This is a genomic window from Neisseria sp. P0001.S007 (assembly GCF_051963655.1).
Taxonomy (GTDB): Bacteria; Pseudomonadota; Gammaproteobacteria; order Burkholderiales; family Neisseriaceae; genus Neisseria; species Neisseria subflava_A.
In genome coordinates, this window is record NZ_JBQCUB010000001.1 from 203,376 (window position 1) to 228,212 (window position 24,837).

The window sequence follows — 24,837 nt, forward strand, 5'->3', positions numbered from 1 at the left end:
TTTTCATTCGACCTATTCTACTTGAAACTGCAATGCGTTGGCATATTTTTGTACTGTAGATCAAATCATGTAAAAAAATAACGTTAAAACATGTATTGCCAATGTTAGCGTCAAGCCGGTGTGATATAATGCCGTGCATCTTGCACAAACTGAAAGACCGAGCATCATGCGTATTGTAGAAAAAGCCTATACTTTCGACGACGTTTTGTTGGTTCCAGCGCACTCAAACGTGCTGCCTCGAGATGTCAAACTTCAAACCAAACTCACCCGCGATATCACGCTCAACCTCCCTCTACTTTCTGCTGCAATGGATACCGTTACCGAAGCGCGTCTGGCCATTTCTATGGCTCAAGAAGGCGGCATCGGCATTATCCATAAAAACATGACGCCGGAGTTGCAAGCGCGTGCCGTTTCCAAAGTGAAGCGCCATGAGAGCGGCGTGGTGAAAGATCCCGTTACCGTTGCGCCGACCGCATTGATCCGCGAAGTCTTGGAAATGCGCGCACAACGCAAACGCAAAATGTCCGGTCTGCCTGTTGTAGAAAACGGCAAAGTGGTCGGTATCGTGACCAACCGTGACCTGCGTTTTGAAAACCGTGTCGACCTGCCAGTTTCTGCCATCATGACCCCCCGCGACCGTTTGGTTACCGTACCTGAAGGTACCAGCATCGATGAAGCCCGCGAAATCATGCATGCGCACAAAGTTGAGCGCGTTTTGGTATTGAACGACCAAGACGAACTCAAAGGTCTGATTACAGTTAAAGATATTCTGAAAACAACCGAATTCCCTAATGCCAACAAAGATGCTGAAGGCCGTCTGCGCGTCGGTGCCGCGGTGGGTACCGGCGGTGATACCGAAGAGCGCGTCAAAGCATTGGTAGAAGCAGGTGTGGACGTGATTGTGGTTGATACTGCCCACGGTCATAGCCAAGGTGTTATCGATCGCGTGCGCTGGGTAAAAGAAACTTATCCGCACATTCAAGTCATCGGCGGCAACATCGCGACTGCCCAAGCCGCTTTGGATTTGGTGGCTGCCGGTGCGGATGCCGTTAAAGTCGGTATCGGCCCGGGCTCGATTTGTACGACCCGTATCGTAGCAGGCGTGGGCGTGCCTCAACTGACTGCGATTCACAATGTTTCCGAAGCACTGAAAGGTACAGGCGTTCCCCTGATTGCCGACGGCGGTATCCGCTTCTCCGGCGATATTGCCAAAGCTCTGGCAGCAGGTGCATACAGCGTCATGCTCGGCGGTATGTTTGCCGGTACGGAAGAAGCACCGGGCGAAATCGAACTCTACCAAGGCCGCTCTTACAAGTCTTACCGCGGCATGGGTTCGTTGGGTGCGATGAGTCAAGGCTCTGCCGACCGCTACTTCCAAGACAAAACCGACAGCACAGACAAATATGTTCCTGAAGGCATCGAAGGCCGCGTTCCTTACAAAGGCCCGATTGTGAACATCATCCACCAATTGACCGGCGGTCTGCGCTCCAGCATGGGTTATTTGGGTTGCGCCAATATTGCTGAAATGCACGAGAAAGCAGAATTTGTGGAAATCACTTCTGCCGGTATGAGCGAATCCCACGTTCACGACGTACAAATCACTAAAGAAGCGCCTAACTACCATCGTTAAACGAGTATAAAAAGGTCGTCTGAAAATATTTCAGACGGCCTTTCTGTTTTTATAAGGTTTTAAAAATGAAGAGAATATTACTTGCCGCTGTTTGGTCTGGTGTTTCAGGTTAGGTATTTGCAGAACTTGCCGGATAAATTGGGAAGACAAACGCTTCACGCGCTAAAATGACATGTATCAACTAGTACGTTTTGAACTGAGCGATTAAACCGAGTTTCAGATGGCCTTTTAAAAATCGTATTACAATAAGCTAAAATTAAAAACACATTCCATTATGTCCAAAAAAATCCTGATTATTACCCCAAGCTGGATTGGCGACTGTGTCATGACCCAACCGCTTTATCGTCGTTTGCATGAGCTGCATCCCGGCTGCACCATTGATGCTTTTGCACCCAAATGGTCGATGGCCGTATTTGAGCGTATGCCTGAAATCAACCGTGTGATGGAAAACCCGTTTGGACATGGTGCATTGGAATTGAAAAAACGCTGGCATATCGGGCGTGAATTGGGAAAAGAAGGCTATGATCAAGTGATTGTTTTGCCCGGTTCGCTCAAATCCGCCATTATTGCCTTGGCTACGGGCATCAAGCAGCGTACGGGCTACGTCGGCGAGTCGCGCTATTTTTTGTTGAATGATATCCGTAAGTTGGATAAGGTCGCGTTGCCTCTGATGGTTGACCGCTATACTGCGCTGGCGCATCCGACCCAAGCGGATTTTAACGGGCATTCCGATAATCCGTGTTTCACGATTGATTCCGAAAGCCGTCAAGCCGCTTTGGCAAAACATGGTTTGACGACGGATAAACCGATTTTGGCATTTTGTCCCGGTGCGGAATATGGCCCGGCCAAGCGTTGGCCTGCGCGTCATTTTGCCGAACTTGGCCGCCGCTATTTGGCTGAAGGTTGGCAGGTTTGGCTGTTTGGTTCGCAAAAAGATTTCGATATTGCAGATGAAATCAACCGGCTTTCAGATGGCCTTTGCACCAATCTTTGCGGCAAAACCAATCTTTCGGAGGCGATTGATCTGTTGTCTTGCGCCGATACGGTCGTGTGCAACGACAGCGGTCTGATGCACCTTGCGGCTGCGCTTGATCGGAAATTGGTTGCGGTTTACGGCTCATCCAGCCCTGACCATACGCCGCCTCTCAGCCAAAAGGCAAAAATCGTCAGTTTGAATTTGGATTGCTCACCTTGTTTTAAGCGCGAATGTCCGTTGGGGCATACGGATTGTTTGAACAAACTGACGCCGGATATGGTGCAAAAAGCAGCGGAAGAGCTGGCTCATTCGGCGTAATCCAATAAAGGTTAGATGGAAAACAGCAAAGGGTGGATTTGAGTCTGTCCTTTTAATCTTTCGTTTCTTCTATTTTTTAACAAAAGGCCGTCTGAAAATCATATTTCAGACGGCCTTTTTTGTTTTGAAATCAATACATTTGATTATTTTTGATGCAGATTATAAACGTATTCGACTTCTTCACGGCTGCCCATGAATACGGCAACACGTTGGTGCAGGCCGGTAGGTTGGATGTCGAGCATGGCTTCGATGGCGTTGTTTGATGCGCCGCCGGCTTGTTCCATAAGCAGGCTCATCGGGTTGGCTTCGTACATCAGGCGTAGTTTGCCCGGTTTGGATGGATCGCGTTTGTCTTGCGGATACATGAATACGCCGCCGCGCATCAGGATGCGGTGAATTTCGGCAACCATGCTGGCTACCCAGCGCATATTGTAGTTTTTGCCGCGTACGCCGGTTTCGCCTGCCAGCAATTCGTCAATGTATTGTTGAACAGGGGCGAACCAATGTCTTTGGTTGGACATATTGATGGCGAATTCTTTAGTGGATTCGGGAACGCGCGGATTTTCTTTGGTCAGCAGGAATTGGTTGGCATCGTCCAGAGTGAAAACAAATACGCCATGACCGACAGTCAGTACCAGTTGAGTTTGCGGACCGTATAAAACATAACCTGCGGCTACTTGGTCGCGGCCTTTTTGCAGGAAGGATTCGGTAGTCAATGCGCCTTCTGGTTTCGCTAAAATGGAGAAAATGGTGCCGACGGAGATGTTGACGTCGATATTGGAAGAGCCGTCCAACGGGTCAAACAATACCAAATAGCCACCGTTTTCGTGTGTGGCGACATAGGTGTCTTCTTCTTCGCTGGCAAGGCCTGCGATGTTGGTATTGGCTTTTAAAACATCAATCATGATGTTGTTGGCGATGACGTCAAGTTTCTTTTGGTCTTCGCCTTGGATGTTGCCGGTACCTGCCATGCCCAAAACGCCGGAAAGCGCGCCGAGGCGGACTTTGGCGTTGATGTCCAAACAGGCGGTGGCTACGGATTCCAGTACGCTCGCCAGCTCTTGCGGCAGTTTGTGTTCGGGCAGGTGTTGGGCTAAGAATTGGTTCAATGTATTCATGGCTTCACTCTTTTCCTAAGTTTGAATCGAATATTTTTCAATTTCAGGCCGTCTGAAAACGGCGTGTTCATTTGATTTTGCTTTCGGCCATGCCTAAAACTTCTTTAGTGCAGGCGATGCTGGTGTCTTTGATGCGTTTTTTTAGCTCGTCGCTCATGGAGTCGCTGCCGCCCAAAAGTGAGGTCGCTTCTTCAGGATTGATTTGGTCGACTGTTTTTTCGCCGATGCAGCGGCAGATTTTTTCAGTAGTCGCGGAATCAAACGGGCTTTTTCCTGCGGCTTTTTCTACGCAGGCTTCGGTTGCTGAGCGGACAAATTCGGTGCGGAAACTTTGGGTAAATTCTTCTTTAAATTCGTTTTTTACTGATTCGCTGCACGCGCAAAGCAGGAACGTGCAGGCTAGGGGTGTGCGTATATTCATGAGTGGACGGTCGTTAATTGTTATGTTGTGAATTGTAGTGGAAAAAGGCTTAAGTATAAAGGGTTAAGGCCGTCTGAACAGGTATGGTGGCAAAATCGAAGCGCTTGGGTATGCGTTCAGACGGCAGCGTTTATTTCGTTTTGCTTTCCAATACATAATGCGCGCCTGCATCTTGCGCCAAAATTTTGGAAAGTTCGGGCAGATTGTTTTGCAACTGTTCGGCAAGCATATAGGGTGGGTTGATGACGAACATGCCGCTGCCGTGCATACCGAAGCCGTCGCTGCGCGGCGTATGGACATGGAGCTCGGCGTGCAGGTAATTGTCGGGAGCGATTTTTTTGAGTTCGTCCGGCAGTTTGCGGCTTTCTTCGCGGCTCAGGCAGGGATACCAAACCATATAGCAGCCGGTTTCAAAGCGTTTCAAGGCATCTTTCAAAACTTGGACGACACGGCGGTAGTCTTGTTTTTCTTCGTAGGGCGGATCAATCAAGACTGCGGCACGGCGGGGCGGGGGAGGCAATAATGAAATCAAGCCCTGATAACCGTCCGCTTGGCTGACCTGTGCTTTACGCGCATGACGGACTTCGCGCATATTGTTTTGCAAATGGACAAAATCGGCAGGGTGCAGCTCAAAGAGGCGCATTTTGTCGCTGTCGCGCGTGAGCGCCTGTGCCAGCCAAGGCGAGCCGCAGTAAAGGTTGTCTTGCGGCAGTATTTGTTTCAGACGGCCCATAAATTCGGCCAATTCGGCAGGCAGCTTGTCAGCTTGTTCCAAGAGCGTAATGCCTTGTTTGTATTCGCCGACTTTTTGCGCTTCATCGCCGCTCAAATCATACAAACCGGCACCGCTGTGCGTATCGATATACCAATAAGGCTTGTCTTTGCGGTTGAAATATTCGAGGACGAGGAAGAGGGTAAAGTGCTTGAGCATATCGGCATGGTTGCCGGCATGGAAGGCGTGGCGGTAGCTGAGCATGATCGGGCTGCGGAAATAAAAATCCGATTATACCCCAAACCATCGCCATCACTGCTTTCAGACGGCCTTTGTGCCTGGAAAATGCTACAATATCCGCCTTATCGTACCATCGGAAAGAAGACATCATGTTTACAGGCATCGTACAAGGTATGGGCAAAATTACAGACATCGCCCAACCTTCGCCCGACTTTCGTACCCACACAGTCGAGCTGCCCCCCGAAATCGCCGACAATCTGCAAACTGGCGCCTCTGTCGCCAACAACGGCTGCTGCCTGACCATTACCCGAATCGACGGCAACAAAGTCAGCTTTGATTTGATGGACGAAACCTTACGCAAAACCAATCTCGGCAGCTTGAAAGTCGGCAACAGTGTCAATTTGGAACGCGCGGCGCGGTTTGGTGACGAAATCGGTGGTCATGTGATGAGCGGCCATGTGATGGCGGTTACCCGAATTTCACGTATCGAATCCAGCGAGTTCAACCGTACAGTTTGGTTTGAGCTGCCGGAAAACCTCAAGCCCTACATCCTGACCAAAGGCTTTGTCGGTTTGGATGGTTGCAGCCTGACCATAGGCGAAGTCAGCGACAGCGAATTTTGTGTACACCTGATTCCGGAGACTTTGGAGCGTACCCTGTTTGGCAGTCGCAAAGAAGGCGACCTCATCAATATTGAAATCGATCCGCAAACCCAAGCCGTTGTCGATACCGTGATGCGTGTATTGGCTCAAAAGGCCGTCTGAAAAAAAGAAAGCCAAAATGAAATTATCCAATTTTTTGAAAAAAGCGAATTCCGTTTTAAACCGTCTGGATTTAATCCTGCCTGACGAAGCCGGTAAAACCGACTGGCGCGCTTTGGCCTACCGTTGGCACAGTGTGGGCAAAAAAGGTATTTTGGAAAGCCTGCCGCGTCCGCATACGTTTCCTTTGAGCAGATTGGCGGCAGTCGGTTCGCAAACCGACCGGCTGAAACGCAATACCGAGCAATTTTTGGCAGGTCGTCCGGCAAATAATGTCTTGATGACCGGCGCGCGCGGTACGGGGAAATCCTCCTTGGTTAAAGCGTTGTTGCACGAATACGCTGAGCGTGGCCTGCGACTGATTGAAGTGGACAAAAGCGATTTGATCAGTCTGCCGGCTTTGTTGACGTTGTTGTCCGAGCGCCCTGAGAAGTTTATCGTTTTCTGCGATGATTTGTCGTTTGAAACCGGCGATGAGACCTATAAAGCCTTGAAAACTGCTTTAGACGGTGGACTGTCGCAACGTTGCACCAATGTTTTGGTTTATGCCACATCCAACCGTCGTCATTTAATTCCAGAATACATGGATGAAAACGGCGGTACTACGGGCATTCGCGGCGAAATTCATCAGAAAGAGGCTGTTGAGGAGAAAATTTCCCTTTCCGACCGCTTCGGCTTATGGCTGAGTTTTTATCCTTTCGACCAAAACGATTATCTGACCGCTGTTGCCAACTGGTTGGACGATTTCAATGTGCCTTTTGATGACACGGCACGCCAAGCCGCGTTGCAATGGGCGCAAATGCGCGGCAGCCGTTCGGGTCGTTCGGCATGGCAGTTTGCCTGCGACTGGGCAGGTCGGTTGCCGGAAGAAAGAGTGCTGGATTAAGGCTGAAAAAAGCAAAGGCCGTCTGAATATGGTTTCAGACGGCTTTCTTGTATTTTTATTTATCCATCAGCGCAAGCATGAAGATAACCATTGCTGGCGTTGGCGCGGATTGAGCAGATGATAGAGGCGGTATTGGATTTCCATTTCATCCACCGCATAGTCCATGCTGGAGAGGTAGCGGTTTTCAACATAATCGCGGGCGGCGTTTGAGTCGAATGAGTCGCCGGAGAGGATTTTGATGATGGTTTGACGGCGGTTGCGGTCGGAGCGTACGGTTTTACGGTAGGCTTTATCGTTGATTTGTTTGAAGTCGGTACGCAGGCGACGCAGGGCGGCGTGTTGGTCGGAGGATAAATTGAGCTGTCGGATGTCGCAATTCGGGTGGAAGTCGTCCAAAGTGGCCAGAAATGGACCGGCATGTGCAGGCAGGCTGGAACAGAGTAGGGCGAGTGCTAAGAAAGTAAAAGTCGGATAGCGGGAAAGTGCGACAGACACGGTGTTTTCCTAATGTTTCATCAGGTTTGGAAATATAACCGATTAGCGTGTGAAAGGCAGTATCAAAGCAGTTAACTTTTGTTAATGATATTGGATTTTTCTGCATATGTATGTATTCAAATAATTTATTTTCAAAGCCTTACAATTTGATTTTAAGTTTCATTAATGTATGTGAAATGTAAATTCATAAAAATGACGGCAGAGATGTTGTCGGTAGCATACAACATAGGGGCAAAAATGCGATAATGACAAAGGAACACACTTTAGGAGAACAAACATGACCGACTACCGTATCGCCCCCAGTATTTTGTCTGCCGATTTTGCCCGCTTGGGCGAAGAGGTTGCCGAAGTTATCCGCGCCGGCGCGGATTTGATTCATTTTGACGTGATGGACAATCATTATGTGCCGAATCTGACTTTCGGCCCTATGGTTTGCGCGGCTTTGAAACCGTATGCAACCGTGCCGGTCGATGTGCATTTGATGGTTGAGCCGGTGGACGATTTGATTCATGCGTTTGCCAAAGCCGGTGCCAATATCATTACTTTTCATCCAGAAGCCAGTCGCCACATCGACCGCAGCTTGGGTTTGATTAAAGAATACGGCTGTCAGGCAGGTTTGGTATTGAATCCTGCCACGCCGGTCAATATTCTGGAAAACGTTTTGGACAAACTGGATATGGTGTTGCTGATGTCGGTCAACCCGGGCTTCGGCGGACAAAGCTTTATCCCGAATACGCTGGTGAAAGTCCGCAAAGTGCGCGAGATGTTGGACGAGTATGAACGGCAAAGCGGCCGCCGTATCGCATTGGAAGTCGATGGCGGCGTGAAGACAGACAATATTGCTGAAATTGCGGCGGCAGGTGCGGATACGTTTGTGGCCGGTTCGGCGATTTTTGGCAAACCGGATTACAAAGCCGTTATCGATGAAATGCGTCAACAGTTGGCGCAAGTCGGATAACCAAGCCGGGATATTCTTAGTTTCCAAACTTTAAATAATCAATGTTTAATATTAAAGGCCGTCTGAAATAATTTTCAGACGGCCTTTTGTTTTAGCCTAAACCCTTACAGCGGCCATTTCAATGCAGGATTGCTTTCAATGACTGCTTTGAATTGGTTTTGAATACGCTCAATCGCTTCTTGTGTATCCGCTTCAAAACGCAACACCAAAATCGGTGTGGTATTGGAAGCACGCATCAGGCCGAAGCCGTCGGGGAATTCAACGCGCAAGCCGTCGATGGTGATGATTTCGGTCGCACCTTCAAACTTGGCATTGGCAGCCAGCTCTTCAATCACTTTGTGGCCGTTGCTGCCTTCGGGCAGGTCGATGTTGAGTTCCGGAGTGGAAATGCTTTGCGGCAGCTTGTTCAATACTTCGGACGGATTGTCGAAGGCAGACAGGATCTCTAAGAGGCGTGCGCCGGCATACATACCGTCGTCGAAGCCGAACCAGCGTTCTTTAAAGAAGATGTGTCCGCTCATTTCGCCGGCAACCAGTGCGCCGGTTTTTTTCATGGTGGATTTGATGAAGCTGTGGCCGGTTTTCTCCATGACAGGATCACCGCCGTGTTCTTTAATCCAAGGTGCGAGCAGGCGGGTGGATTTGACGTCGAAAATCACTTTGGCTTTAGGATGGCGGCTCAACACGTCTTGTGCGAAAAGCATCAGTTGGCGGTCCGGATAGATGATGTTGCCGTCTTTGGTAACCACGCCCAAGCGGTCGGCATCGCCGTCAAATGCCAAGCCGATTTCGGCATCGCCGTTTTTGAGCTCGACGATGAGGTCTTGCAGGTTTTTCGGTTTGGAAGGGTCGGGGTGGTGATTAGGGAAATTGCCGTCCACTTCGCAGAAAAGTTCGGTCACTTCGTTGCCCAAGCCTTTGTAGAGTTTGCCCGCGAATGCGCCGCCGACACCGTTGCCCGCGTCGATGGCGATTTTCATCGGGCGTTTGAGCTTGATGTGGCCGACGATGTTGTTGTGGTATTCGCCGGAGATGTCTTTTTCGGTTACGCTGCCTTGTTTGTCGGCAGCAACAAAACCATCTTTTTCAACAATAGCTAAAAGTTCTTGAATGGCTTCGCCTGCGAGCGTGTCGCCGCCGAGCATCATTTTGAAACCGTTGTAATCGGGCGGATTGTGGCTGCCGGTAATCATTACGCCGCTGCCGCCGCATTCGTTGATGGCTGCGAAGTAGAGCATAGGGGTGGCAACCATGCCGACATTGAGAACGTCGATGCCGCTGTCTGTAAAACCGCGTTGAATTTGTGCCATCAGGCCGGGACCGCTCAAACGGCCGTCGCGACCGAGTGCGATGCGGGTAATGCCTTTTTCGGAGGCTTTGGTAGCAATAGCTTTACCGATTAAGTAGGCAGCTTCGTCGGTCAGGGTTTTACCGACGATGCCCCGGATGTCGTAGGCTTTGAAAATGTCGCGGGCGATATTTGCCATGTGGATTTCCTTTAAATTTAAGGGAAAATAATAGGCGTTATTTTAACACGGCTAAAAGGCCGTCTGAAGAATTCAGACGGCCTTTTGTCGTTACATCAAAGAACAGTGTTGTTTGGACGAATCAATTGTTGAAAGTGTTGCACTGGTTGATGTCGCCGCTTTCCAAACCGCGCTTGAGCCAAGTCATGCGTTCTTCGGACGAGCCATGGGTAAAGCTGTCGGGAACGACATAGCCCTGGGCCTGTTTCTGCAAGCGGTCGTCGCCGACGGATTCGGCGGCAAGCATCGCTTTTTGAATGTCTTCTGTTTTGAAGATATTGTTGTTGATGGCGTAGTGTCCCCAAATACCAGCGAAACAGTCGGCCTGCAATTCGAGTTTGACGGAAAGGGCATTGGCCTCTTTTTTGCCGACTTGCTGTTGCATTTTGTGGATTTTAGGCAGAATGCCGAGCAGGTTTTGAACGTGATGGCCGACTTCATGGGCAATAACGTAGGCAAACGCGGCATCGCTGGCGGATTCGAGCTTGGTGCGCATGTCTTCGTAGAAACTCAAATCCAAATAAACTCTTTGGTCGCCCGGACAGTAAAACGGGCCCATGGCAGATTGGCCCGTACCGCAGGCGGTGGACGTACTGCCTTCATACAACACCATGGTTGTCGGTGTGTAGTGTTGGCCGTGTTGCTGGAAATATTTACTCCATGTTTTTTCGGTATTAGCAAGGACGACACGGGACAGTTCTTTCAACTCGGCTTCTTGTTGGCTGTCGAGTCGGGAAGCTTGCTGGGTAGGAATGCCCATCGAAGATGAGCCGCCAACCAAACCGCTCAAATCCACGCCGTAATATGCGCCGATCAAAACCACGATAATGCCGAGTATGCCCGGCGTTTTACCGCCGCCGCCGCCACGGCTTCCGCGGAGATCTTCGACGTTTTGGCTTTGTTCACGACCTTTCCAATCCATAATGCGTATCCTGTGTAGTTTTCATGCGGCGGATTATACTATGGAATGTCAAATGTGTTTGATCGAATTGTGAATATTGCTTTTGGCCGTCTGAAAATGCGACATCGGGAAAGTGAAAACGGCAGTATCTTTCAGACGGCCTTGGTGTTTGTTAGAATGAACAAACCTACTATTGGGAGATATAAGATGAAAGTCAGCAGTAAAGCTATTGTCAACGGCGAATTTGAAGACAAATATGGCAAGCGCGGCAGCCAGTTCAGCCCGAGCGGTATGCCTTCTTATTCGATTCCTTTTGAGATTGAAGATGCGCCTGAAGGAACAAAATCGTTTGCCGTGGTGTTGGAAGACAAAGATGCCATTTCAGCATCCGGCTTCGTATGGACGCATTGGTTGATTTCGGATTTGAAACGCACTTCCGTGGCAGAAAATGAAAGTATTTCTGCAACAGATTTCACACAGGGCGCGAACACTTGGGCGAGTGCGTTGGGTAAATTTGAAATTGAAGAGGCTTCTTTTTACGGCGGTATGGCACCACCGAACAACCGCCATCGTTATGAACTGATTGTGTACGCGCTGGATACTGTTTTGGATTTACCGCGCGGTTTCCGCTTTAATGAGCTGCATTTTGCCATGCAGGGTCATGTCTTGGATTCGGCATGCGTGGTCGGTACTTATGATGTGTGACGGTATGCGTCATTATTGAAAAACAGCCTGTCCGGTTTTAATTCGGACAGGCTGTTTTTATGGGAAATCAAATCAATTAAACCACTTCGGCTTTAGTGATGATGACTGGTTCGCTCGGTACGTCGTCGTGGTAGCCGTGACGTTTGGTAGAAACGCCTTCGATGGCATCAACAACGTCAAAACCGTCAACGACTTTACCGAATACGGCATAGCCCCAGTCTTGAACGACGGTTTTGCCGTACAGCTCTTTAGAACGGAAGTTCAAGAAAGCGTTGTCGGCAGTGTTGATGAAGAATTGCGCGCTGGCAGAATGAGGATCGGAAGTACGCGCCATGGCGATGGTGTATTTCTCGTTAGGCAAACCGTTGGACGCTTCGTTTTGAATCGGATCGCGGGTTTCTTTTTCGTTCATGTTTTCATCCATGCCGCCGCCTTGAATCATAAAGCCTTTGATGACGCGGTGGAAGATTACGCCGTCGTAGAAGCCGTCTTTAACGTATTGCTCGAAGTTTTTAGCAGTAACGGGGGCTTTGTCGAAATCCAGTTCGATTTTGATGTCGCCTTTGTTGGTGTGCAGGATAATCATGGGTTTCCTTTCGTTAGAATCCGGTTTTGAATCATTCGTTAAATTGTGTCTGAACGAGAAACTTCAAGGCCGTCTGAAAAATATTCTTTCAGACGGCCTGGACTATGTTTACGGGTTTACGGCATCAGGACGAAATAAGCCCACAGCGCAACCAATACGATACAGAGGACATTCAGCAATAAGCCGACATTCATCATTTCGCGTTGCTTAATCAAGCCTGTACCGAACACAATCGCGTTAGGCGGTGTGGCAACCGGCAACATGAAGGCACAAGATGCACCAATGCCGATGACGAATACCAAGACTTGTTCCGGCAGGCCCATTTGCGCGGCGATGCTGGCGAAAATAGGCACAAGCAAGGCGGCGGAAGCCGTGTTACTGGTGAACTCGGTCAGGAAGATGATGAAGGCGGCAACCACGAAAATCACCAGCAATGCAGGAGAATGGGAGAACGTGGAAGCAACTTGCTGACCCAGAGCTTCAGATGCGCCGGAAGATTGCAGCAATGCGCTCAAGCTGATACCGCCACCGAAGAGCATCAATACACCCCAGTCGGTATTGCGGGCAACTTCTTTCCATTGCGCCACGCCGAATACGACGACGGCAACGGCGGCAATCAGGGCAATAACGGTATCAGGGTTGGAAATATCGAATGCGGCTTTGATTTTGGAGCTGAATACCCAAGCGATGGCTGCGGCCAAGAAAATCAACAGCGCAATCACGCGGTGCAAAGTCCAAGGGATAGATTCAGCTTTAACTTCCACGCGCTCATTCAAATTAGGTTTGAGGATGACGTACATGGAGAACAGCATCAGCGGCAGAATCAACAGCATCATCGGCAGGCCGAGCTTCATCCAGCCGACGAAGTCCAAGTTCAGCGCTTTGGCGGCAATCATGTTCGGCGGAGAACCGACCACGGTGCCCAAGCCGCCGATACTGGCGCAGTAGGCGATACCGAGCAGGACGAAAACGTAGGTTTTGCGTTCTTTTTTTTGGTCGAGGTGGCTCATCATACCCATTGCCAAAGGCAACATCATCGCGGCAGTCGCAGTGTTACTGATCCACATAGACAGGAAGGCGGTAACGGCAAACAGCATCAACACGGCAACTTTCATATTGCCACGGGACAGGCGCAACAGGCTGACAGCGATTTTACGGTCGAGACGCTGCATGTGCAGGGCGGTTGCAAGCGCGAAGCCGCCGAAGAAGATGTAAATCGTCGGGTCGGAGAAACCGGCCATCGCTTTTTTGATGTCCATATCCGGGAAACCGAGTACAACGGCAAGGATAGGGATCATCAGTGCGGTAACGGTAATGTGTACGGCTTCGGTAAACCAAAGTGCCGCAACGAAAATCAACAGCGCGATACCTTTGTTGGCATCGGGGCTGTAGGGAAGGATGTAATAAATGCCGAAGCAGACAACAGCAGAGATAATGGTCGTCAGCAGTCCTTTAAAGTCGGTAATCGGCTTCTGCGCACTGAGAAGCTCGACGTTCTCAGGATGCTGAGTCTTATCCTTGGCGTTTAAGTCCATGATGTATTCCTCTGAAACATGATTGGTTTTTCTTTTCAGCCGTACGTTCAGACGGCCTAATAGGCGACAGTATATTTGTAATTTGATGTAGTGTAAACAAATTGTAAATTGTTTTTTAGAAATGGAATGAAAACCGGATAAGCAGCAAGAAAACTGCTTATCCGGCGGAATGAAGACCCATCGTGGGTTAATAAGCATCAGGACAAATCGGTAAAACTACCAAAATTACGGCCGGGTCAGTAATACCATCCTGATTTATATGGATTTAAACATTTTGCGTCAGATTGTCTTGTTCCTTAAACAATAAGCCGCAAACGGCCAAACCTGCCGCCGCCAGCAAGGCTCCGGCAATGCCGATATTGGAAAGGCCGAACCAGACGGTTACATAATGTCCCAAAAGCGCACCGCCGCCGATGCCGACATTGTACAAACCTGAATAAATCGAGTTGGCCACATCTGTTGCATCCGAGGCAAATGCCAAGACCTTCGATACCATGCCCAAGCTGACGATGACGATGGCCACGCCCCAAATAAATACCAGCGCGTACACCGCATAAGGGAAAGAGGCAAACGGCAGAAGCAGCAGGGCAGAGAGCAGGATGACCGCCACCGCGCCAAGCATAAACAGGCGTTGCGATTTGGCAAACCATTTGCCAAACAGATAAGAAGCGGCAAATCCTGCCAAACCGTACAGGCTCAAAACGATGGTAACTTGTTCAGCCTTAAATCCGCCAACTTGCAACACAAAAGGCTCGATATAGCTGTATGCCGTGAAGTGTGCCGTAATAATTAACACCGTCATGGCATAAAGCAACATCAGGTTGCGGCGTTTGAACAAACTCGGCAGGCTGCTTAAAGAGCCGGTATTTTGGCTGGGTAAAGCAGGCAGGTTTTTGGCCAACACCAGCATTACGCCGGCAGCACAGACGCCGATCAGCAGGAAGCTGAGCTGCCAGCCGAAGTATTGCCCGACCACGCGCCCCAGCGGAATACCCAAAACCATCGCCAAAACCGTACCCGTACTGAGCAAGCCCAAAGCCTGATTGGTTTTGCCGGCGGGAGCAAGCCGTACTGCCAAAGAAGCCGTAATTGACCAAAAGACCGCGTGTGTCAGCGCAATTCCGATACGGCTGACCAAAAGGATGTTGAAGTTCCAAGAAAAAAACGACAGCGCGTGAAACAGCGCAAACAGTGCAAACAGCATCAGCAATAATTTGCGCCGTTCGATGTTTTTCGTCATCAGCATCAGCGGCAGTGATAGGAGCGCAACAATCCACGCATACACCGTAATCATCATGCCCACTTCCGTTGCCGGTTTGCCAAAGCTCTGACCGATGTCGCTCAAAAGCGCAATCGGAATGTATTCGGTGGTATTGAAAATAAACGCACCCACCGCCAGCGCGCATACGCTAACCCATTGTTTGAATGTTGAAGTCATTATTATGTCCGTTTGATGAAGCAAAGGTCGTTATTGTACGCCTATCTGCATTTTTCAGACGGCCTTAATGAAGAATTTGCAAGCTGTTTGTGTAAGGAGTAAAGTATTTGGCAACTATATTTGTTTGAATGAAAGGAAATACAAATGCAAACTGTTACCCTCAATATCGACGGCATGACCTGCGGCGGCTGCGTGAAAAGCGTAACCCGTCTTTTGGAAGGCGTAGAAGGCGTGGAAAAAGCAGAAGTCAGCTTGGAAAACAAAAATGCAGTGATTACTTTTGATGAAAGCAAGACAGATACCGATGCGCTGATTGATGCCGTAGAAGACGGCGGCTACGATGTGGCTTTGTAACCGATAAGCGTATTTTGAAAAGGCCGTCTGAAACGCTTCAGACGGCCTCTGTCTCTTGATAACTTACTTTTTGCCATTATTTGGATTACACCGCCACACGGGTAAACAAAAGTTTTCGCGCATATCTGAAGCAAAGCGGCGGCAAGTGGCTGCCGTATTACGACGAGGCCTGTACCAAACCGTTAGCGGCCGACTAAGGCTACCTGAAACTTTTCAGGTAGCCTGTTTCTATTCTGCCCAAGCCGCCTAACGCTCCTCCAGCCCGGCCAAAATCGCACAATCCGGGAAGTCGTCTCCCGTGCAGGCATCGTGCCAACGTTGCAGCTCAGCCACCATGCCCTGCAAGCGTTCGATTTTGGCTTCCAGCTCGGCGATGTGCCGCGCGGTGAGTGTTTTCACTTCGCGGCTGGTACGCTGCGGGTTGTGTTGCAGGCTCAAAAGCTGCCCGATCTGCGGCAGCGAAAAGCCCACTTCCCGCGCATGGCGGATAAAGCGCAGCCGGACAAGGTCGGCCTGTCCGTAGCGGCGGTAGCCCGCTTCGCTGCGCGTGGCCGGGGCGATTAGGCCGTGCTTTTCGTAGTCGCGGATTTGTTTGGCGGAAAGGCCGCTCTCGGCCGCGGCCTGGCTGATGTTCATCATGATGCTTGACCTTTACTTCGGGTAAAGCTTTATAGTGGCGGCACTTAGCGGGAAAGCAAGAGCAGACCCATCATTTCAGGTTACCTGAAAGCTTTGGCTGCAACGGGCTTTAAAACCTCAGCCTCATTCCAACAGAAAGGAAACCCTATGCAAACCATCACATTAAACATCGAAGGCATGACCTGCGGCGGTTGCGTGAAAAGCGTTACCAGCATCCTCGAAGGCGTAAACGGCGTGGACAAGGCCGAAGTGAGCCTGGAAAACAAGAACGCCGTCGTGGAATTCGACCCCGCCCAAACCAACCCCGCCGCGCTGATAGAAGCGGTGGAAGACGGCGGCTTTGATGCGGCTTTGTAAATCGAATCGCAACAAATCGACTGCAACACCCCAAAGGCTACCTGAAAACCCTGCTCCGCTTTTTTCAGGTAGCCCAACCACATTCAGAAGGAAGAAACCATGCAACAAAAAGTCCGTTTCCAAATCGAAGGCATGACCTGTCAGGCCTGCGCTTCGCGCATTGAAAAAGTGTTGAACAAAAAAGATTTTGTCGAATCGGCAGGGGTAAACTTTGCCAGCGAGGAGGCGCAGGTTACGTTTGACGACAGCAAAACTTCCGCTGCCGACATCGCCAAAATCATTGAGAAAACCGGTTACGGCGCAAAGGAAAAAACGGAAGATACATTGCCGCAACCTGAAGCAGAACACCATATCGGCTGGAGGCTGTGGCTTTTGCTGGCCATTAATATTCCGTTTTTAATCGGCATGGCAGGCATGATGATCGGGCGGCACGATTGGATGATTCCGCCTGTATGGCAGTTTGTGCTGGCAAGCGTGGTGCAGCTTTGGCTGGCCATCCCGTTTTACAAAAGCGCGTGGGCAAGCATTAAGGGCGGGTTGGCGAACATGGACGTGCTGGTTACCATCGGCACGGTATCGATTTACCTGTATTCCGTTTATATGCTGTTTTTCAGCCCGCACGCGGCGCACGGCATGGCACACGTGTATTTTGAAGTAGGCGTGATGGTGATCGGTTTTGTGTCGCTGGGCAAATTTTTGGAACACCGCACCAAAAAATCCAGCCTGAACAGCTTGGGCTTGCTGCTCAAGCTCACGCCGACCCAAGTCAACGTGCAACGCGATGGCGAATGGAAACAACTGCCCATCGACCAAGTACAAATCGGCGACCTTATCCGCGCCAACCACGGCGAACGTATTGCTGCCGACGGCATCATCGAAAGCGGCAGCGGCTGGGCGGATGAGAGCCATCTTACCGGCGAATCCAACCCCGAAGAGAAAAAGGCGGGCGGCAAAGTGTTGGCAGGCGCGCTGATGACCGAAGGCAGCGTGGTGTACCGCGCCACTCAGCTAGGCAGCCAAACCTTGCTCGGCGACATGATGAACGCGCTTTCTGAAGCACAAGGCAGCAAAGCACCGATTGCGCGTGTGGCCGATAAAGCGGCGGCGGTGTTCGTGCCTGCCGTCGTGGGCATCGCGCTTTTGACTTTTATCGCCACTTGGCTGGTAAAAGGTGATTGGACGGTTGCGCTGATGCACGCCGTTGCCGTTTTGGTGATTGCCTGTCCGTGCGCGCTCGGTCTGGCAACCCCTGCCGCGATTATGGTCGGCATGGGCAAAGCGGTGAAACACGGTATTTGGTTTAAAGACGCGGCGGCAATGGAAGAAGCCGCCCACGTCGATGCCGTCGTGCTGGACAAAACCGGCACGCTGACCGAAGGCAAGCCGCAGGTTGCCGCCGTTTATTGCGTTCCCGACAGCGGCTTTGACGAAGACGCTTTGTACCGCATCGCCGCCGCCGTCGAACAAAACGCCGCTCATCCGCTCGCCCGAGCCATCGTTTCCGCCGCCCAAGCGCGCGGTTTGGACATTCCCGCCGCACAAAACGCGCAAACCGTTGTCGGCGCAGGCATTACCGCCGAAGTGGAAGGCGTGGGTTTGGTGAAAGCAGGCAAAGCCGAATTTGCCGAACTGACCTTGCCGAAGTTTTCAGACGGCGTTTGGGACATTGCAAGCATTGTTGCAGTCTCGGTCGATAACAAACCTATCGGCGCATTCGCACTTGCCGACGCATTGAAAGCCGATACCGCCGAAGCCATAGGCCGTCTGAAAAAACACGGCATCAACGTTTACATCATGAGCGGCGACAACCAAGGAACGGTTGAATATGTCGCCAAACAACTGGGCATCGCACACGCCTTCGGTAATATGAGTCCGCGCGATAAAGCTGCCGAAGTGCAGAAACTCAAAGCCGCCGGCAAAACCGTGGCGATGGTCGGCGATGGTATCAACGACGCCCCCGCGCTCGCCGCCGCCAATGTTAGCTTCGCGATGAAAGGCGGCGCGGACGTTGCCGAACACACCGCATCTGCCACGTTGATGCAACATTCGGTCAATCAGCTCGCCGATGCCCTGCTGGTGTCGCAGGCAACTTTGAAAAACATCAAGCAAAACCTGTTTTTCGCCTTCTTCTACAATATCTTGGGCATTCCGCTCGCCGCGCTCGGCTTTTTAAACCCCGTCATCGCAGGCGCGGCAATGGCGGCAAGCTCGGTTTCGGTATTGGGTAATGCCTTGCGCCTGAAACGGGTGAATATTGAGTGATAATATAAAGGCCGTCTGAAGACTGTTTTTTCAGACGGCCTGTCATCAAATATTTTTGGAGAAATAATCAGATGAAAACACTTCGTTTATTGTTTGGTTTAGCATTGGTTGCCACTGCATTTAGCGTGCAGGCTGAGGATTACAGCGAGAAGCAGCACGATAAGCTGATACGGGAATGCAATCGGAACAATCTGGAGAGTTGCGTCACTGCGGCCATTTGGATGCGCGATTATCTTGAAGCGCCTGCTCATGCGTATCCGTTTCTGAAAAAAGCCTGCGATGGCGGCAATATGCGCGGCTGCAATGTTTTGGGTAATCTGTATCTCAATCCGTCCAGCGGTTTGGGCATGGATTATGCCGCCACAGTCAAGCTCTACGAGCGAGCCTGTAAAGGCGGTTATGAAAATGCCTGTACCAATTTTGAAGAAACTAAAGCAGAGATGGCGCAAGGCAATACACCAGACCGCGACAGCCGTTTAAACCAACTGAGCGAATCTTGTGCTTTGGAAAACGAATCCGCTTGTCAGGCGTTAATGATGGAAATGCAACGTTGAGCGTCACGCTGAGGCCGTTTGAAGATTGTTTTTCAGACGGCCTTTAATCCATATTTTCTGATTTCGAGACTCAAGCGGGAGTATGTCGTATGGACATGATGTTGTTTACCAATATTGTATTGATTGTTTTATGTATTTTTACCATGTTGCTGGTGTGGTCGCGTAACTGGAAACGCAAGCAGGCGTATTTTGAGAAAATCAAAAGCAATCCGGAAAACCTCAAATGGGTTGGGCAGAATCTGACCGGTCAGGAATGGAAGGATTTGAAAGCCGTGAGCGACCGTTTTGGGCTGCCCATGTTGCAGGCCAAGCAATTAATTGATTTTTATAAAAACAGTCAGCTCTAATTGATGATTTAACGATAGAACTTGACTGAAGTTAAGGCCGTCTGAAATAGCACTCTTATAATAATATAAGTGATATTTCAGACGGCCTTGCTGTTGATTCAAATAAAGGGAGGAGAACAAAAATGACCGTTTACTTAATCGGCGACTCCGTTCGGCTTGCTTCGGAGCCTTACACGCGCGCCGCTTTGCCTGAGGTGGATATTGTTTCTCCATCGGAAAACTGCCGTTCGTCGCATGATGTGTTAGAGCATATCAGGCAATGGACAGAGGGCGCGACTGTGGGAGACATTATCCACATCAATTGCGGTTTGCACGACATCCGCCATAATCAAGGCTGTAATGAGCCGGTGGCCGATATAAAAACCTACCGCAACAACCTGATCCAAATTTTCGATTATCTGAAACAGACAGGGGCAAAAATTATTTGGGCGAGCAGTACGCCGTTTTTGGAAAGCGTACACAATATCGTCAAACCCTCGCGCCGCTATCTGGCCGACTTGAAGGCCTATAACCGTGTGGCGGAGGATTTGGCAAGGCAATATGGTTTTACCGTCAATGATTTATACAGTCTGATGTTTGAGCAGGATTTGACCGATGTGATGCTGTGCGATGGACTTCATTTCAATGAGTTCGGCAGCAAGATGATAGGCGAGGCAGTAGCCGAAGCGATATTGAAACAGTTGTGCTAACTTGACGTAATCCATTTTTATTATGTTTTTAATATTGAGACAGACTTTAAGTTGCAACCCAATATCTATTGGGGTATAGTGATTACTCTTATCAACATGAAACTAAGAAGGAATAAATGATGACTGGCAAATTAGATCAAATCAGCGGTGAAGTAAAAGAGAAAGCCGGCGAAGTTCTTGACGATTCCAAACTCAAAGCTGAAGGCGTAGTTCAACAAGGCGTCGGTAAGACAAAAGAAGTTGCTGCGGATGCTAAAGAAAAAGCAGAAAACTTTGCAGGTGAAGCCAAAGAAAAAGCGGCGCACTTCGCAGGCGAGGCTAAAGAAAAAGTAGAAAACTTTGCAGGTGAAGCTAAAGAAAAAGCAGCTCATTTAGCCGGTGAAGCCAAAGAGAAAGTAGCACACTTGGCTGAAGAAGCCAAAGAAAAAGCTGAAGGCTTGATTAATGATATTAAAAGCAAATTTTAATATTTAAAGAATAAAAGGCCGTCTGAAAGATTTTTCAGACGGCCTTTGTTTATGGTTTTAAAGTTTAGGCAAACTGTTTGCCAAATTCGATAAACTCGTCTTTTTTGGCTTTGGCTTTGCCGGAGTCGATGGCTTCTTGCGCGGCTTTGACACCGTCCGCCAGCGATGCGACCACATTTCCTGCGTAGAGCGCGGCGGCTGCATTGAGGACGACGATGTCGCGTGCGGCACCGACTTTGCCATCCAGCACTTCGTTCATTTTTTGCAGGGATTCTTGCGCGTTTTCGACTTTGATTTCGTCCAAATTGCGGCGGATTTCCATGCCGAAATCGGCCGGGCTGATGTCGTATTCGGTGATTTTGCCGTCTTTCAGTTCGGCAACGCGGGTTTTGCCGGTCAGCGTGATTTCATCCAAACCGCCTTCGCCGCACACAACCAAAACATGCTTGGAACCAAGCTGTTGCAATACGCGGGAAAGAATGCCGCACAAGTCGATGTGGAACACGCCCAAGAGTTGGTTTGCCGCGCCGGCAGGATTGGTCAACGGGCCCAAGATATTGAAGATGCTGCGGAAGCCGAGCGAACGGCGGACAGGAGCAACATAGCGCATGGCGCTGTGGTGGTTGGGCGCGAACATAAAGCCGATGCCGGTTTGCTGAATGCTTTGGGCAACCTGTTCGGGGTTGAGGTTGAGGTTGGCACCCATTTGTTCCATAACATCAGCAGCACCGCTGGATGAAGAAACGGAGCGGCCGCCGTGTTTGGCGACTTTCGCACCTGCCGCAGCCGCGACAAACATGGAAGTCGTGGAAATATTGAAGGTTTTGGCACCGTCGCCACCCGTGCCGACAATATCGACCAAGTCATCGGCGTTTTCCAGAGGCACTTTGGTGGCAAATTCACGCATCACGCTGGCTGCGGCGGTAATCTCGGAAACGGTTTCAACTTTAATCCGCAGGCCGGTCAGGATGGCGGCGATTTGCTCGGGAGGAACTTGGCCGCTCATGATTTGGCGCATGAGATCGGTCATTTCATCGTAGAAAAGTTCGTTGTTGCTGATGAGGCGTTCAATCGCTTGTTGAGGGGTAATCATGATTTTTCCTTTGTTCGTGTCCGATGTGATTCAGGCCGTCTGAAAATGCGGTTTGAACACAGTCAAACGCCTTTCAGACGGCCTTTCATTAAGATTTTTGCGGTCGATAGTCTTTGAATTCTTCCAAGAAGTTTTTCAGCATATCGTGGCCGTGTTCGGTCAGCAGGGCTTCGGGGTGGAACTGTACGCCTTCGATGGCATATTCTTTGTGGCGTACGCCCATGATTTCGCCGTCTTCCGTCCATGCGGTAATTTCGAGGCAGTTGGGCAGGGTGGCGCGGTCGATGGCCAGGCTGTGGTAGCGCGTGCAGTTGACCGGATTGGGCAGGTCTTTAAACATGCCTGTGCCGTGATGGAAAACGGGGGAGACTTTGCCATGCATCATCGTTTGCGCGCGCACGACATTGCCGCCGAACGCTTCGCCCATGGTTTGATGACCGAGGCACACGCCCATGACGGGCAGCCTGCCGGCAAAGTGCTGCATGGCCGCAACAGAAATGCCTGCTTCTTTAGGGGAACAAGGGCCGGGGCCGATGACCAGATATTGAGGTTTCAGGGCTTCGATTTCTTCGATGGTGATTTCATCGTTGCAGCGAACCAAAACTTCCTGCCCCAATTCGGCAAAGTATTGGACGATGTTGTAGGTGAAGCTGTCGTAATTATCAATGAATAAAAGCATTTGCAAACCTTTAATGACATTTTGGCAGTCAGGGTAAGGCCTGCCAAAAGTGTAAAAATCGTTTATGTTTGCATAATATCACAATCTTTACCTAAAGGCCGTCTGAAACGGCGGATAAGACAAAACAGCTAAAAAATGCTATGCTTTACGCTTTGAACCTAATCTGTTTGAAGTGATGAAAAAGTATCTTATCCCGACTGCCGCCGTTGTTGTCGCCGCTGCGCTCGGCACGCCTTATTATCTTGGTGTCAAAGCGGAAGAAAGCCTGACCGAGCAACAAAAGCTGTTGCAGGAATCCGGCTTCCTGACCGTTGAGTCCCACCAATACGATCGCGGCTGGTTCAGTTCAACCGAGACGACCGTCATCCGCCTCAAACCGACCTTGCTTCAAAATACGCAAAAATACCTGCCGGACAATTTGAAAACCGTCCTGCAAGAGCCGATTACGGTCATTAACCATGTGACACACGGCCCGTTTGCCGGCGGCTTCGGTACGCGTGCGCACGTGGAAACCGAGTTCCAATACCATCCGGAAACCAAAAAAGTTTTGGACCGCTTCTTCGGCCAGCAAACGCCGTTGACCATGACTAATACGGTTTACCTTTCCGGTGACGGCAAACTCAGCCTCAATATCCCCGCCTTCGACTATGAAGAGCTTTCCGGTATCAAACTTAACTGGAAAGGCTTTAGCGGCAATACCGATTACAGCCAAGGCTTCAAAAGCTATCGCCACGATTACCTTGCGCCGTCTTTACAAGTCAAATTGGCCGACAAAGGCGATGTGTCTTTGGAAAACCTGCGCTTCCAATCCGAAACGGAAGACGGCCTGACCAAGCTTTCTTTGGGCAAGAGTAGCATTACGCTGGATAAATTCCTGCTGCAATGGAAAGAAAACATTGATTACAACGTTAAGTTGAATGAGTTGGTCAACCTTGTAACCAATCTACAAATCGGTGCGTTTATCAATCCGACCGGTACGATTGCTCCGTCTAAAATCGAAGTCAACAAACTGCGTTTCGATACCCAGACCGGCGAAGTCGATAAATTCATCAACAGCGAAGGCCGCTTCCAATTTGAAAGCCTGACCTATGGCGAAGATAAATACGGCCCTCTGGACATCAATGTCGCTGCCGAGCATTTGGACGCCGCATCACTTTTGGCATTGAAAAACAAAATTGCCGAAGTGTCCGTGAAGAAAATGAGCGAAGAAGAAATTCAGGCTTCCTTGATTCAGACGGCCAAAAACGAGGCTTCGGGCCTGTTTACCAACAATCCGGTTTTGAACGTCAAAACCTTCAAATTTACCATGCCTAATGGTGATGTCGATGTCAGCGGCAAGCTTGCCTTTAAAGGTTTGGCAGCCAAAGACCTCAACAACTTGGGCGATATGCTGAAGAAAACCGAAGCCGACTTCAACATGAGCGTACCGCAAAAATTGTTGGAGCAGCTCGCCGTCAACCAAGTAAGCAGCCTGTTTAGCGTCAATGCCGAAGATGAAGCCGCAGGCCGTGCCAGCATCGATGATATCAACGAGACCTTGCGCCTGATGGTGGACAGCACCATTAAAAGCATGGCAAGTGAGAAATATCTGACCTTAGAAGACGATAATGTCAAAACCCATTTGACTTTGCAAAACAGCGAGTTGAAATTAAACGGAAAAGTCCTTCAAAGCGACCCGGAACCCGAGTTTGACGAAGCAGACTTTCCCAATAACTAATCCTCAATCACACAAACAGCGGTTTTAGCTTCACTGAAGTTAAAACCGCAAATCAACCCACAATCAAAAAGGAAACCCATGTTCCGTACCATGCTCGGCGGCAAAATCCACCGTGCCACCGTTACCGAAGCCGACCTCAACTACGTCGGCAGCATTACCGTTGACCAAGACCTGCTGGATGCGGCAGGTATTTGCGTGAACGAAAAAGTCGCTATCGTCAACAATAACAACGGCGAACGTCTTGAAACCTACACTATCCCCGGTGAACGCGGCAGCGGTGTCGTTTGTCTCAATGGCGCGGCCGCGCGTTTGGTTCAAAAAGGAGACATCGTGATTATCATGTCTTACGTCATGTTGTCCGAACCCGAAATTGCAGCGCATGAGCCAAAAGTCGTCCTCGTCGATGAGAACAATAAAATCCGCGACGTGATTTCTTATGAGCCGCCGCACACCGTGTTGTAATATTCAAACAA

At 50.0% G+C, this 24,837-nt stretch carries 27 protein-coding genes; 15 read left to right on the forward strand and 12 right to left on the reverse strand.

Annotated features, from left to right (window positions below; all coding sequences use genetic code 11):
- Positions 1 to 166 precede the first annotated feature (166 nt).
- Both guaB and waaF read left to right on the forward strand, forming a co-directional pair.
- A complete protein-coding gene (gene guaB, locus ACTHRE_RS00970) occupies positions 167 to 1,630 on the forward strand; it encodes an IMP dehydrogenase (protein WP_049344697.1) in 1,464 nt (487 codons plus the stop codon).
- Between the two features lie 274 nt (positions 1,631 to 1,904).
- Entirely contained in the window at positions 1,905 to 2,924 is a 1,020-nt protein-coding gene (gene waaF / locus ACTHRE_RS00975) for a lipopolysaccharide heptosyltransferase II (protein WP_377072999.1), read from the forward strand.
- Between the two features lie 143 nt (positions 2,925 to 3,067).
- Here waaF and ACTHRE_RS00980 read toward each other — a convergent pair whose 3' ends face one another.
- The 3 genes from ACTHRE_RS00980 to ACTHRE_RS00990 all read right to left on the reverse strand — a co-directional run bounded on the left by ACTHRE_RS00980 (position 3,068) and on the right by ACTHRE_RS00990 (position 5,439).
- Positions 3,068 to 4,042: a class 1 fructose-bisphosphatase gene (locus tag ACTHRE_RS00980; protein ID WP_377072997.1), complete on the reverse strand. Its 975-nt coding sequence runs from the start codon at positions 4,040 to 4,042 to the stop codon at positions 3,068 to 3,070.
- A gap of 67 nt (positions 4,043 to 4,109) precedes the next feature.
- On the reverse strand, positions 4,110 to 4,463 hold the full coding sequence (locus ACTHRE_RS00985) for a hypothetical protein (RefSeq protein ID WP_377072995.1): 354 nt from the start codon (positions 4,461 to 4,463) through the stop codon (positions 4,110 to 4,112).
- Between the two features lie 130 nt (positions 4,464 to 4,593).
- Entirely contained in the window at positions 4,594 to 5,439 is an 846-nt protein-coding gene (locus tag ACTHRE_RS00990; RefSeq protein ID WP_377072994.1) for a 23S rRNA (adenine(2030)-N(6))-methyltransferase RlmJ, read from the reverse strand.
- Positions 5,440 to 5,564: 125 nt separating this feature from the next.
- Here ACTHRE_RS00990 and ACTHRE_RS00995 point away from each other — a divergent pair, with 125 nt between their 5' ends.
- Positions 5,565 to 6,179: a riboflavin synthase subunit alpha gene (locus tag ACTHRE_RS00995; RefSeq protein WP_377072992.1), complete on the forward strand. Its 615-nt coding sequence runs from the start codon at positions 5,565 to 5,567 to the stop codon at positions 6,177 to 6,179.
- Between the two features lie 16 nt (positions 6,180 to 6,195).
- Complete coding sequence (locus ACTHRE_RS01000) at positions 6,196 to 7,062, forward strand: ATP-binding protein (protein WP_049329674.1); 867 nt, start codon at positions 6,196 to 6,198, stop codon at positions 7,060 to 7,062.
- A 66-nt stretch (positions 7,063 to 7,128) separates the two neighbouring features.
- Here ACTHRE_RS01000 and ACTHRE_RS01005 read toward each other — a convergent pair whose 3' ends face one another.
- On the reverse strand, positions 7,129 to 7,557 hold the full coding sequence (locus ACTHRE_RS01005) for a Spy/CpxP family protein refolding chaperone (RefSeq protein ID WP_377072990.1): 429 nt from the start codon (positions 7,555 to 7,557) through the stop codon (positions 7,129 to 7,131).
- Between the two features lie 277 nt (positions 7,558 to 7,834).
- Here ACTHRE_RS01005 and rpe point away from each other — a divergent pair, with 277 nt between their 5' ends.
- Positions 7,835 to 8,515 carry a ribulose-phosphate 3-epimerase gene (rpe, locus tag ACTHRE_RS01010; RefSeq protein WP_377072988.1) on the forward strand — a complete coding sequence of 227 codons (681 nt, stop codon included), beginning with the start codon at positions 7,835 to 7,837 and terminating at the stop codon, positions 8,513 to 8,515.
- 104 nt (positions 8,516 to 8,619) lie between these two features.
- On the opposite strand, the gene ACTHRE_RS01015 is transcribed toward rpe, so the two are convergent.
- Both ACTHRE_RS01015 and ypfJ read right to left on the reverse strand, forming a co-directional pair.
- The gene (locus ACTHRE_RS01015; RefSeq protein ID WP_377072986.1) at positions 8,620 to 10,002 is read right to left on the reverse strand and encodes a phosphomannomutase/phosphoglucomutase; all 1,383 of its coding nucleotides are present in this window, start codon (positions 10,000 to 10,002) and stop codon (positions 8,620 to 8,622) included.
- 121 nt (positions 10,003 to 10,123) lie between these two features.
- Positions 10,124 to 10,963: a KPN_02809 family neutral zinc metallopeptidase gene (ypfJ, locus tag ACTHRE_RS01020; RefSeq protein ID WP_377072984.1), complete on the reverse strand. Its 840-nt coding sequence runs from the start codon at positions 10,961 to 10,963 to the stop codon at positions 10,124 to 10,126.
- Positions 10,964 to 11,149: 186 nt separating this feature from the next.
- Here ypfJ and ACTHRE_RS01025 point away from each other — a divergent pair, with 186 nt between their 5' ends.
- On the forward strand, positions 11,150 to 11,647 hold the full coding sequence (locus ACTHRE_RS01025; RefSeq protein ID WP_002232090.1) for a YbhB/YbcL family Raf kinase inhibitor-like protein: 498 nt from the start codon (positions 11,150 to 11,152) through the stop codon (positions 11,645 to 11,647).
- 76 nt (positions 11,648 to 11,723) lie between these two features.
- Here the strand turns inward: ACTHRE_RS01025 and ACTHRE_RS01030 are convergent, their stop codons facing one another.
- The 3 genes from ACTHRE_RS01030 to ACTHRE_RS01040 all read right to left on the reverse strand — a co-directional run bounded on the left by ACTHRE_RS01030 (position 11,724) and on the right by ACTHRE_RS01040 (position 15,206).
- Complete coding sequence (locus ACTHRE_RS01030; RefSeq protein WP_004519830.1) at positions 11,724 to 12,233, reverse strand: peptidylprolyl isomerase; 510 nt, start codon at positions 12,231 to 12,233, stop codon at positions 11,724 to 11,726.
- Positions 12,234 to 12,349: 116 nt separating this feature from the next.
- On the reverse strand, positions 12,350 to 13,768 hold the full coding sequence (locus ACTHRE_RS01035) for an SLC13 family permease (RefSeq protein ID WP_377072982.1): 1,419 nt from the start codon (positions 13,766 to 13,768) through the stop codon (positions 12,350 to 12,352).
- Between the two features lie 265 nt (positions 13,769 to 14,033).
- Entirely contained in the window at positions 14,034 to 15,206 is a 1,173-nt protein-coding gene (locus ACTHRE_RS01040; RefSeq protein ID WP_377072980.1) for a sugar transporter, read from the reverse strand.
- A gap of 144 nt (positions 15,207 to 15,350) precedes the next feature.
- Here ACTHRE_RS01040 and ACTHRE_RS01045 point away from each other — a divergent pair, with 144 nt between their 5' ends.
- Positions 15,351 to 15,560, forward strand: coding sequence for a heavy-metal-associated domain-containing protein (locus ACTHRE_RS01045; RefSeq protein ID WP_004519826.1), 210 nt, complete (start codon positions 15,351 to 15,353; stop codon positions 15,558 to 15,560).
- Positions 15,561 to 15,806: 246 nt separating this feature from the next.
- Here ACTHRE_RS01045 and cueR read toward each other — a convergent pair whose 3' ends face one another.
- The gene (gene cueR / locus ACTHRE_RS01050) at positions 15,807 to 16,199 is read right to left on the reverse strand and encodes a Cu(I)-responsive transcriptional regulator (RefSeq protein WP_377072978.1); all 393 of its coding nucleotides are present in this window, start codon (positions 16,197 to 16,199) and stop codon (positions 15,807 to 15,809) included.
- A gap of 147 nt (positions 16,200 to 16,346) precedes the next feature.
- Here cueR and ACTHRE_RS01055 point away from each other — a divergent pair, with 147 nt between their 5' ends.
- From ACTHRE_RS01055 to ACTHRE_RS01080, 6 genes are all read left to right on the forward strand, one after another.
- Entirely contained in the window at positions 16,347 to 16,556 is a 210-nt protein-coding gene (locus tag ACTHRE_RS01055) for a heavy-metal-associated domain-containing protein (RefSeq protein ID WP_003674677.1), read from the forward strand.
- Positions 16,557 to 16,655: 99 nt separating this feature from the next.
- Positions 16,656 to 18,818 (forward strand): heavy metal translocating P-type ATPase, encoded by a 2,163-nt coding sequence (locus ACTHRE_RS01060; protein WP_377072976.1) that lies wholly within the window; start codon positions 16,656 to 16,658, stop codon positions 18,816 to 18,818.
- A 71-nt stretch (positions 18,819 to 18,889) separates the two neighbouring features.
- The gene (locus ACTHRE_RS01065; RefSeq protein ID WP_440344770.1) at positions 18,890 to 19,372 is read left to right on the forward strand and encodes a sel1 repeat family protein; all 483 of its coding nucleotides are present in this window, start codon (positions 18,890 to 18,892) and stop codon (positions 19,370 to 19,372) included.
- A gap of 89 nt (positions 19,373 to 19,461) precedes the next feature.
- A complete protein-coding gene (locus ACTHRE_RS01070) occupies positions 19,462 to 19,719 on the forward strand; it encodes a hypothetical protein (RefSeq protein ID WP_049333330.1) in 258 nt (85 codons plus the stop codon).
- A 122-nt stretch (positions 19,720 to 19,841) separates the two neighbouring features.
- Complete coding sequence (locus tag ACTHRE_RS01075; protein ID WP_049333328.1) at positions 19,842 to 20,408, forward strand: SGNH/GDSL hydrolase family protein; 567 nt, start codon at positions 19,842 to 19,844, stop codon at positions 20,406 to 20,408.
- Positions 20,409 to 20,527: 119 nt separating this feature from the next.
- Positions 20,528 to 20,875, forward strand: coding sequence for a CsbD family protein (locus tag ACTHRE_RS01080; RefSeq protein ID WP_036490595.1), 348 nt, complete (start codon positions 20,528 to 20,530; stop codon positions 20,873 to 20,875).
- Between the two features lie 64 nt (positions 20,876 to 20,939).
- On the opposite strand, the gene trpD is transcribed toward ACTHRE_RS01080, so the two are convergent.
- Both trpD and ACTHRE_RS01090 read right to left on the reverse strand, forming a co-directional pair.
- A complete protein-coding gene (gene trpD, locus ACTHRE_RS01085; RefSeq protein WP_003747072.1) occupies positions 20,940 to 21,968 on the reverse strand; it encodes an anthranilate phosphoribosyltransferase in 1,029 nt (342 codons plus the stop codon).
- 88 nt (positions 21,969 to 22,056) lie between these two features.
- Positions 22,057 to 22,647, reverse strand: a complete 591-nt coding sequence (locus ACTHRE_RS01090) for an aminodeoxychorismate/anthranilate synthase component II (RefSeq protein WP_377072972.1) — start codon at positions 22,645 to 22,647, stop codon at positions 22,057 to 22,059.
- Positions 22,648 to 22,822: 175 nt separating this feature from the next.
- Between ACTHRE_RS01090 and ACTHRE_RS01095 the strand changes: the two genes are divergently transcribed.
- Positions 22,823 to 24,364 carry a YdgA family protein gene (locus ACTHRE_RS01095; protein ID WP_377072970.1) on the forward strand — a complete coding sequence of 514 codons (1,542 nt, stop codon included), beginning with the start codon at positions 22,823 to 22,825 and terminating at the stop codon, positions 24,362 to 24,364.
- A 78-nt stretch (positions 24,365 to 24,442) separates the two neighbouring features.
- Positions 24,443 to 24,826: an aspartate 1-decarboxylase gene (gene panD / locus ACTHRE_RS01100; RefSeq protein ID WP_003678944.1), complete on the forward strand. Its 384-nt coding sequence runs from the start codon at positions 24,443 to 24,445 to the stop codon at positions 24,824 to 24,826.
- Positions 24,827 to 24,837: the final 11 nt, after the last annotated feature.

Bases quoted from the DNA above. Each gene is read 5' to 3' on its own strand.
- guaB (WP_049344697.1), top strand. From the start codon at position 167: ATGCGTATTGTAGAAAAAGCCTATACTTTCGACGACGTTTTGTTGGTT.
- waaF (WP_377072999.1), top strand. From the start codon at position 1,905: ATGTCCAAAAAAATCCTGATTATTACCCCAAGCTGGATTGGCGACTGT.
- ACTHRE_RS00980 (WP_377072997.1), bottom strand. From the start codon at position 4,042: ATGAATACATTGAACCAATTCTTAGCCCAACACCTGCCCGAACACAAA.
- ACTHRE_RS00985 (WP_377072995.1), bottom strand. From the start codon at position 4,463: ATGAATATACGCACACCCCTAGCCTGCACGTTCCTGCTTTGCGCGTGC.
- ACTHRE_RS00990 (WP_377072994.1), bottom strand. From the start codon at position 5,439: ATGCTCAGCTACCGCCACGCCTTCCATGCCGGCAACCATGCCGATATG.
- ACTHRE_RS00995 (WP_377072992.1), top strand. From the start codon at position 5,565: ATGTTTACAGGCATCGTACAAGGTATGGGCAAAATTACAGACATCGCC.
- ACTHRE_RS01000 (WP_049329674.1), top strand. From the start codon at position 6,196: ATGAAATTATCCAATTTTTTGAAAAAAGCGAATTCCGTTTTAAACCGT.
- rpe (WP_377072988.1), top strand. From the start codon at position 7,835: ATGACCGACTACCGTATCGCCCCCAGTATTTTGTCTGCCGATTTTGCC.
- ACTHRE_RS01015 (WP_377072986.1), bottom strand. From the start codon at position 10,002: ATGGCAAATATCGCCCGCGACATTTTCAAAGCCTACGACATCCGGGGC.
- ypfJ (WP_377072984.1), bottom strand. From the start codon at position 10,963: ATGGATTGGAAAGGTCGTGAACAAAGCCAAAACGTCGAAGATCTCCGC.
- ACTHRE_RS01025 (WP_002232090.1), top strand. From the start codon at position 11,150: ATGAAAGTCAGCAGTAAAGCTATTGTCAACGGCGAATTTGAAGACAAA.
- ACTHRE_RS01030 (WP_004519830.1), bottom strand. From the start codon at position 12,233: ATGATTATCCTGCACACCAACAAAGGCGACATCAAAATCGAACTGGAT.
- ACTHRE_RS01035 (WP_377072982.1), bottom strand. From the start codon at position 13,768: ATGGACTTAAACGCCAAGGATAAGACTCAGCATCCTGAGAACGTCGAG.
- ACTHRE_RS01040 (WP_377072980.1), bottom strand. From the start codon at position 15,206: ATGACTTCAACATTCAAACAATGGGTTAGCGTATGCGCGCTGGCGGTG.
- ACTHRE_RS01045 (WP_004519826.1), top strand. From the start codon at position 15,351: ATGCAAACTGTTACCCTCAATATCGACGGCATGACCTGCGGCGGCTGC.
- cueR (WP_377072978.1), bottom strand. From the start codon at position 16,199: ATGATGAACATCAGCCAGGCCGCGGCCGAGAGCGGCCTTTCCGCCAAA.
- ACTHRE_RS01055 (WP_003674677.1), top strand. From the start codon at position 16,347: ATGCAAACCATCACATTAAACATCGAAGGCATGACCTGCGGCGGTTGC.
- ACTHRE_RS01060 (WP_377072976.1), top strand. From the start codon at position 16,656: ATGCAACAAAAAGTCCGTTTCCAAATCGAAGGCATGACCTGTCAGGCC.
- ACTHRE_RS01065 (WP_440344770.1), top strand. From the start codon at position 18,890: ATGAAAACACTTCGTTTATTGTTTGGTTTAGCATTGGTTGCCACTGCA.
- ACTHRE_RS01070 (WP_049333330.1), top strand. From the start codon at position 19,462: ATGGACATGATGTTGTTTACCAATATTGTATTGATTGTTTTATGTATT.
- ACTHRE_RS01075 (WP_049333328.1), top strand. From the start codon at position 19,842: ATGACCGTTTACTTAATCGGCGACTCCGTTCGGCTTGCTTCGGAGCCT.
- ACTHRE_RS01080 (WP_036490595.1), top strand. From the start codon at position 20,528: ATGACTGGCAAATTAGATCAAATCAGCGGTGAAGTAAAAGAGAAAGCC.
- trpD (WP_003747072.1), bottom strand. From the start codon at position 21,968: ATGATTACCCCTCAACAAGCGATTGAACGCCTCATCAGCAACAACGAA.
- ACTHRE_RS01090 (WP_377072972.1), bottom strand. From the start codon at position 22,647: ATGCTTTTATTCATTGATAATTACGACAGCTTCACCTACAACATCGTC.
- ACTHRE_RS01095 (WP_377072970.1), top strand. From the start codon at position 22,823: ATGAAAAAGTATCTTATCCCGACTGCCGCCGTTGTTGTCGCCGCTGCG.
- panD (WP_003678944.1), top strand. From the start codon at position 24,443: ATGTTCCGTACCATGCTCGGCGGCAAAATCCACCGTGCCACCGTTACC.